Source organism: Acinetobacter sp. YH12069 (genome assembly GCF_013419675.1).
Lineage (GTDB): Bacteria > Pseudomonadota > Gammaproteobacteria > Pseudomonadales > Moraxellaceae > Acinetobacter > Acinetobacter amyesii.
Genome location: NZ_VOZS01000040.1, coordinates 1 through 7,279, shown reverse-complemented (window position 1 = coordinate 7,279; position 7,279 = coordinate 1). Strand labels below are relative to the sequence as shown.

The following is a 7,279-nucleotide window of genomic DNA, read 5'->3' as shown; positions in this document are numbered from 1 at the left end:
TATTCCGTAATTTTACCGTCTTTTAACTCCCATATCTTGTCTACAACCATATCAAGAAAATATCGGTCATGACTGATAACAAGTAATGCTCCATCAAATGCTTTAAGTTGACCAATAAGTAGATCTATTCCATTGAGATCAAGGTGGCTGGTTGGTTCATCCGCTAGAATGCCATGTACTTGTTGGGAAAATGCGGCAGCAATTTTTGCACGAGTTTCCTCTCCGCCACTCATTGTGTCGTTTTGTACATTGGAAACACCAAGGCGAGATAACATTGCCCGGTCTTCGACCGTTTCTATTTCGATTCCGCCCAGTTGGCTGATATGTGCAAAATCACCAAAACGCTGTAATGTCGCTTCGGCTAAAACAATTTCGCCATTAAGTACTTTGAGTAAACTACTCTTTCCTGCTCCGTTATCACCCACAAGACCAATACGGTCATAAGAGTGAATTTCCAATTCATCAATATCCAAAACATCACGCCCAGCATAATCCAAGCGTATGTTTCTCGCTTTAATAATTAAACTCATTTTTATTTACTCCTGTTTAGCTCTTGAAATTTTTTATGCAGCAAACAGGATTTAGGTGAAAACAAAAGCTAGCATCACAGTGTCCTCCCAAAAAAAAAGCTATTCATCCACAGGGTGGACAAATAGCTAGTCAATTAAGTTATAACTGGAAACTATGCACTAAAAGCATACTTATAAATTAAGCATACTTTTACTTTATATATCCGCATATATTCTTAAAGACACAACAAAAGCCCACCATTATAAAATAGTGTCACTATGCAAATAGTTGTGTCTTAACGAATGCGGATAGAATGCATAAACTTACCTAAAAAATAAAATTCAGTTTTATGATAACTTTACTGTTAAAAGAAGTCTAGACAACCTTGTTTTATGCTTGGATATAAGGCTTATTTTAAAATAATAGTAGTGAAGATTTTCTAAAATTAACATAATACACCTTATCCGAAATGCTTAGATATTTTCATTATCTTTCAATGTTATAGTCAATACTTAATAGCCCGAAACGTCATGCTCGGGCTTTTTTTATGATTCTTCACGTTCCACGACTAATATTTCATCAATGTTTCACAACTTTGATTAGCTCCAGTAAATAATTAAAACCTAGATAATAAGAACCGAGCGAGTGTCTACGAGCGATTGAGCATCATCAAAATTTCGACCTCGCTTTTTCTCTGATTACAAGCTCCCTTTCGATTTTAAACGGTAGTTACAGAGCATCCCGAATGGGTGCGAACTTTGGAGCTTTTGCTTTTCAAAAAGTATGAGCGAAGCGAATACATTACCAATGCTTTTGCTTTTAGATTTCATAAACAGGATTAACCAAAAACTGCCCCATGAAGCGAGGAACGAGCTTCAATAGAGTACGAGCTTTAGCGAGTACATAGGGCAGTTTTAAGCACTCCCCTCTTTTTAATATTTTTTAATTTTTTAATTTTTAGCCTCTACAATTAATTGATATATAAGAATAAAAATAGCAATAAGTACACCTTTATCTTGCAATAAGTACACCTTTATCTTGCAATAAGTACACCTTTATCTTGCAATAAGTACACCTTTATCTTGCAAAGTGACACTCAATAAAATAGAGTGTACTTATATATTTAAAAAACATGTGTGCTTATGAAAAAGGAACTAGTCGTTAAAGATAATGCACTAATAAATGCCAGTTATAATTTAGACCTATCAGAACAACGTTTAATACTGTTAGCCATACTTGAAGCTAGGCAATCAAATACACCCAATGATAAAGATTTGACGATTCATGCTGAAAGCTATATCAACCATTTCAATGTTCATAGAAATACAGCCTATAAAGTTCTTAAAGATGCTTGCAAAAGCCTATTTGATCGTAGATTTAGCTATCAAAAGCTGACTCAAAAGGGCAACATTGAGAATGTAATAAGTCGATGGGTACAACGAATATCTTATGTAGAAAATGAAGCTCTTGTTCGTATTAAGTTTTCTGATGATGTTGTACCGTTGATTACAAATTTAGAAAAACACTTCACCAGTTATGAACTAGAGCAAGTCAGCAGTTTAACTAGTGTTTACGCTATACGCTTGTATGAGTTGCTTATCGCATGGCGTAGTACAGGCAAAGTGACTATGGTAGAGCTAGAAGAGCTAAGATTAAAATTAGGCATAGAACCCAACGAATACAAGAGAATGGGGCAATTTAAAGAAAAAGTTTTACACCTTGCCATTGATCAAATTAATGAGTACACAGATATAAAAGCAGAGTATGAACAACACAAACGTGGTCGTTCAATTATTGGTTTTTCATTTAAGTTTAAGCAAAAATCACAGCCGAAAAAATTAGATTCTAAGCGTGACCCAAACACACCTGACTTTTTTGTCAAAATGACCGATGCACAACGCCATTTATTTGCCAATAAAATGTCAGAAATGCCTGAAATGGGGAAATATTCACAAGGTACAGAAAGCTACCAACAATTTGCTATCCGTATAGCAGATATGCTTTTAGAGCCTGAAAAATTCAGAGAGCTTTATCCAATATTAGAAAAATCAGGATTTCAGCCATGATTAAATTAAACAACCTATCAACTGATCTAAAACATGTGACCGTTGAATACCTCGACATCGTAAATTATGAAATTGCGAGGGAAAATATATGCGGTTATATCTTCCTATTATCTCGAATATCCAAAAATGCAGAACCCACCAAAAAAATGCAGATGGAAAGCAAAATACAGGACTTAATTTACTATCGAGATAATTTGCAGATAGAGGACAAAGACAATATTCAAAAGGTTTTAAATACGCTCATTCCCGAGTATCAAGCCGAACAGAACAACCAAACAGCTAAGAAAAATTAGGCTTCAATATCGGGCAAATCAAAAAGCTGTCTATCTCTATTTTCTGTTAAATATTCGTTGAGTTCAGCGAGTATTTTTTCTTTATTGGCTTCATTAGATTGCATCTTTTTAATTAAGTAAGAACCGAGCAAAATTTTACGTCTTGTATCGTCCTTTCTTTCTTGTTCCTTTTGCTTGGTTTTTTCTCTTGCATCAATAGCCTGTTTTTGAGCTTTTAACTGTTTCAACTTTTCTAATTGGGCTTCAATTTTCTTTTCGATATTTTCAGCAGATTTTGTCATAACGGTTAATTTCGGGATATAGAAAACCACTCAAGCATAAAACCCTATGAATTGAAATTCAAGCGGGCTATATGCTATCGTGTTTTTCATGAAATGCGCACTTACGACTTGGATTTCATCCAAGTCAAAGTTTGCGTAAGGGGTATCCCCTTAACCCCAAAAAACTGCTACGCAATTTTTTAAAAGCAAAAGCATCTCAAGGCGACTGCATGGCAATCTATCATTGTTCAACTAAAACAGTTAACCGAAGTTCAGGACGAACTGCGGTTGCATCAAGTGCTTATCGTGCAGGTGAAAAACTAGAAGATGAACGCACAGGGCTGACCCATGACTTTACGAGAAAAGACGGTGTCGCCCATTCTGAAATTATCTCTAATTTAGATATTGAAATTGACCGTGGCGAACTTTGGAACTTGGCAGAAAAAACCGAGAACCGCAAAGATGCCCGAACCGCTAGAGAATGGGTGATTGCCCTGCCTGATGAATTAGACGCTGATCAACGTAAGGACTTGGCAAAAGACTTTGCCAGGTCCTTAGTTGATCGCTATGACGTAATCGCAGATTTAGCCATCCATGAACCGAGTAAAGGCGGTAATGATAAAAACCATCACGCCCATATCATGCTCACAACCCGAAAAGCCGAATTGGACGCAGACAAAAAACTCACTCTGACCACCAAAACCGATATTGAACTCAGCAACGCCAAACGAAAAAGCCTTGGTATGGGGACAACCCAAGAAGACATTAAGCAAATTAGAGAAACATGGGCAGAGTTAGCCAATAAAGCATTGGAACGTGCAGGCTACCGAGAAAAAATAGATCACCGCAGCTATGCCGATCAGAACAACGGACTACAAGCCACCATCCATGAAGGCACCAAAGTCACTCAATTACGCAGACAAGGCATAGACACTGAAATTAGCCGTTTCAATGACAACGTCAAACAGCAGAATACCCAACAACTTGACCAACAGAAACAGCAGAAAGAGAGCGTTTTACAGCGTGGTTTAAACCGTGTCGATCAAGGTTTTGAGCAATGGCAGAAGAACCAAGAAAGCAAACGCCTAGAACTGGAACGCCAAGCGGAAATGAAGCGACAGCAAGAATTAGATAAACAACGAGCCGAACAAGCAAATCGTAAGGCATCACGAGATTTAGATAATGATGGATGGTCACGATGAGTAACCAAAATGATGATTTAGACCTAGACGATCAGTTATATATTCTATTGGCATCTATGAAGGAATACAGAGAAGCCATAGCAGACGATAACAAGCGATTAGAGACGTTTTACAACGAAGTGGCTAGCGGAGTGCTCAATAAGGCTGAAAAGTCGCTAGAAAACGCAAATAAGAAGCATACAGGCGCATTGAACAACAGTATTCAGCATTTAAACCAAGTTACAGCTAAACTAAATGCAAAATTTATCCTGTTTTTTGCCAGTACTTTTGTGGCTTTGGTTCTCGTATTGCTTTTGGCTATATTTTTGTATGTTCCAAGCCTTGATGAAATTCAACAGCGCAGAGCAGATAAGAAAGCATTAGAACAATATGCACTTCAAATCAAAGTTGATGATGGAGAAACACTCGTCAGAATCATGACGAAAAAGCCGTGTTACTCATTCCAACCAAATAACGTCAAAGAAAAAACCTATGACTGGTGTCAGATCGACCCTAAAAAATACTAGATGATCGGTACTTTGCTTGGTTTTTCTCATTACTGATCAGATTACAGCAAGCGCAAAGTTGCCCGACTTTGAAACATGGCTAAAGCCATGTTTCAAAGCATCGAGCTGAAATTTCGTATAAGAGATTTTATGTTAAATTTTTTATATCAAAATTTCAAAGTGTACTGATGAGTACACTTTGAATGGGTTCTAACACCCGAATTTCGTATATGAGATTTTATGTTAAATTTTTTATATCAAAATTTCAAAGTGTACTGATGAGTACACTTTGAATGGGTTCTAACACCCGAATTTCGTATATGAAATTTTATGTTAAATGATTGTTAGAAATGCCCCTTGATCGAGGCATTTTCTATAAAGAATACTAAAAACTAATTAAAGCCAACCAAGTTTCAAAACAAGGCAGTTCTCAGCAATCATATTTTTAAATTATATAACTCCCAACTGAGCTTTTGCTCCAACGATAAGGCTTTCATTTTGAGTTTCTAAGGCAAATAAACCATACATCAAAGGAGAGGCCGCTGCTCTTTCTAAAGTCTGTTCATATAGTTTATTCCAAACTTTACCCCCTAGTTTTTCATACTCGATGATTAGAGTTTTGAGGCTTTCTTCTCCAAACAAAGTTACATGCCCAGCAAAATCAATCGCTGGGTCATCTATATGGGCTGTTGACCAATCAATAACGCCTGAAACAGCTCCATCCTTTGAAGCTAGTACATGCCCAGCATATAAATCGCCATGTATAAATTGGGTGAAATCTGCCCATAGAACATCATTATCCAACCATTTTCTGTAGCGGGTTTCCAATTGCTCACTTATACCAATTTCAGATTTTACTAACTGCAAATTGTTTGCTATTTCAGGTCTTAAATCTGAAGGTTTCATAATTTTCAAATCATTTTCCCGAACTTCTTTTTCAGGAATACTATGGATTTCAAATAAGGTTTTTGCCAAAGATGTTATGTATTTCGGGCTATCTTTGTCCATATTCCAAATTATTTCATAGGTTTCAGCATCCAAATTTAAAACAGGATTATCTTTAAGTATGGGATAAGCCACTAATTCTGTAGATGAAATTCTCCAATCAGGAACCTCTACAGAAAGATGTTTTTTTACCAATTCTAAAATGCGTTTTTCTTTCTTGATTTGTTCCCTCATGCCATCACGACGAGGAATACGCAGCAACCATTGTTGCCCCTTTGTATCAAGAGCAAAAACGACCTTAAAATCAATGCCCATTTCATTGAAATTCATTTTGTCCGTAAGCAACAAGCCGTGTGCTTCAGCAAGTGATTGAATATCTTGAATTGTCATTTTTAATTTCCTTTAAAGAGTTCAATAATTAATGTTCGGATTAGATTGGCTATCATTAACAATCTCTCTCAAAAGTCTTGATGATTTTGTGGTCTTTGATCTCGTAGATAATGTCAGCAATATTATCGACCAATTGCTTGTCATGAGATACGAAGATAATAGTTCCTGCATAGGACTTCATCATTGTTTCTAATGCGGCAATACTTTTTAGGTCAAGATAGTTTCCTGGTTCATCCATAAGCAAAATATTATATTTTCCTAAAAGCATTTTGGATAAAAGCAGTTTGATGATTTCACCTCCCGATAAGTCGGATAAGTTTTTTTGAATATCATTCGCTCCGATCCCCATTGAAGCCAATACTGCACGAATTTCCGCAACTGTGTACTCGCACTCTTCCTGCATAAAGGAGAGCACAGATTTATGCGTGTTAAATTTATATCCTGTTTGTGTAAAGTAGCCAATTTCAGCTTTTGGAGATATGGTTAATCCATCAGCACGTTCTGATATCATTTTTAACAAGGACGTTTTCCCTGTTCCATTCGATCCAGTTATAGCGACTTTAGCGCCAAGCGGTATTATAAAGTTAGCGTCATCAAAGATAGTACGGCTACCAAATTTTAAGCTCAGACCATCTGCCGTAATCGGGAACTTATTGTGCAGTTCTAGGGCTGAACTTTGACGAAAACGAATAGAACGCAAATGCTCTGGTGCTTGAATATCTTCTAATGCAGCCAAACGCTTTTCCATACTCTTAGCTGCCTGATACAGTTTTCTTTGCTTGGTGCCAGTCATTTTTGCATGCCCAAGTCGTCCAGCACTTTCGGTAGAGTTTTTGGATTTTTCTCCTTTTTTCTTATTGTCTAATCGATTAGCTTGCTGGCGTTTTTCTTGCACAGCAGATTCTAATCGCTCCCGTTCCTTCATCATCAGCTCATATTCTACGGCTTGGTGTTGTCGCTCTTCTTCTTTTTGACGCAAGTAATCCGAGTAACCACCCCAATATTCCGTAATTTTACCGTCTTTTAACTCCCATATCTTGTCTACAACCATATCAAGAAAATATCGGTCATGACTGATAACAAGTAATGCTCCATCAAATGCTTTAAGTTGACCAATAAGTAGATCTA

General features: G+C 36.8%; 7 protein-coding genes and 1 pseudogene. 4 read left to right on the top strand and 4 right to left on the bottom strand.

What is annotated here, in order from left to right:
• A pseudogene (msr(E), locus tag FTU16_RS16050) lies at nucleotides 1–530 on the bottom strand (ABC-F type ribosomal protection protein Msr(E)); the annotation flags it as partial.
• Nucleotides 531–1,652: 1,122 nt separating this feature from the next.
• On the opposite strand from msr(E) (FTU16_RS16050), the gene repM reads away from it, so the two are divergent.
• Together repM and FTU16_RS16040 are read left to right on the top strand one after the other, a co-directional pair.
• Entirely contained in the window at nucleotides 1,653–2,576 is a 924-nt protein-coding gene (gene repM / locus FTU16_RS16045; RefSeq protein ID WP_004856439.1) for a replication initiation protein RepM, read from the top strand.
• On the top strand, nucleotides 2,573–2,869 hold the full coding sequence (locus tag FTU16_RS16040; protein WP_004856442.1) for a hypothetical protein: 297 nt from the start codon (nucleotides 2,573–2,575) through the stop codon (nucleotides 2,867–2,869). Before repM ends, FTU16_RS16040 begins: the two co-directional genes overlap by 4 nt.
• Here the strand turns inward: FTU16_RS16040 and FTU16_RS16035 are convergent.
• Nucleotides 2,866–3,150: a hypothetical protein gene (locus FTU16_RS16035; protein ID WP_004856445.1), complete on the bottom strand. Its 285-nt coding sequence runs from the start codon at nucleotides 3,148–3,150 to the stop codon at nucleotides 2,866–2,868. The genes FTU16_RS16040 and FTU16_RS16035 overlap by 4 nt on opposite strands.
• Before the next feature lie 209 nt (nucleotides 3,151–3,359).
• Between FTU16_RS16035 and mobQ the strand changes: the two genes are divergently transcribed.
• Both mobQ and FTU16_RS16025 read left to right on the top strand, forming a co-directional pair.
• Complete coding sequence (gene mobQ / locus FTU16_RS16030) at nucleotides 3,360–4,331, top strand: MobQ family relaxase (protein WP_159516850.1); 972 nt, start codon at nucleotides 3,360–3,362, stop codon at nucleotides 4,329–4,331.
• The gene (locus FTU16_RS16025) at nucleotides 4,328–4,837 is read left to right on the top strand and encodes a hypothetical protein (RefSeq protein ID WP_136144375.1); all 510 of its coding nucleotides are present in this window, start codon (nucleotides 4,328–4,330) and stop codon (nucleotides 4,835–4,837) included. The genes mobQ and FTU16_RS16025 overlap by 4 nt, the downstream gene beginning before the upstream one ends.
• A gap of 429 nt (nucleotides 4,838–5,266) precedes the next feature.
• Here the strand turns inward: FTU16_RS16025 and FTU16_RS16020 are convergent, their stop codons facing one another.
• Nucleotides 5,267–6,151, bottom strand: a complete 885-nt coding sequence (locus tag FTU16_RS16020) for an Mph(E) family macrolide 2'-phosphotransferase (RefSeq protein WP_000155092.1) — start codon at nucleotides 6,149–6,151, stop codon at nucleotides 5,267–5,269.
• A gap of 55 nt (nucleotides 6,152–6,206) precedes the next feature.
• Nucleotides 6,207–7,279 (bottom strand): ABC-F type ribosomal protection protein Msr(E) (gene msr(E), locus FTU16_RS16015; RefSeq protein ID WP_180114983.1); only part of this gene is annotated, 1,073 nt, incomplete at its 5' end.

Bases quoted from the DNA above. Each gene is read 5' to 3' on its own strand.
- repM (WP_004856439.1), top strand. From the start codon at position 1,653: ATGAAAAAGGAACTAGTCGTTAAAGATAATGCACTAATAAATGCCAGT.
- FTU16_RS16040 (WP_004856442.1), top strand. From the start codon at position 2,573: ATGATTAAATTAAACAACCTATCAACTGATCTAAAACATGTGACCGTT.
- FTU16_RS16035 (WP_004856445.1), bottom strand. From the start codon at position 3,150: ATGACAAAATCTGCTGAAAATATCGAAAAGAAAATTGAAGCCCAATTA.
- mobQ (WP_159516850.1), top strand. From the start codon at position 3,360: ATGGCAATCTATCATTGTTCAACTAAAACAGTTAACCGAAGTTCAGGA.
- FTU16_RS16025 (WP_136144375.1), top strand. From the start codon at position 4,328: ATGAGTAACCAAAATGATGATTTAGACCTAGACGATCAGTTATATATT.
- FTU16_RS16020 (WP_000155092.1), bottom strand. From the start codon at position 6,151: ATGACAATTCAAGATATTCAATCACTTGCTGAAGCACACGGCTTGTTG.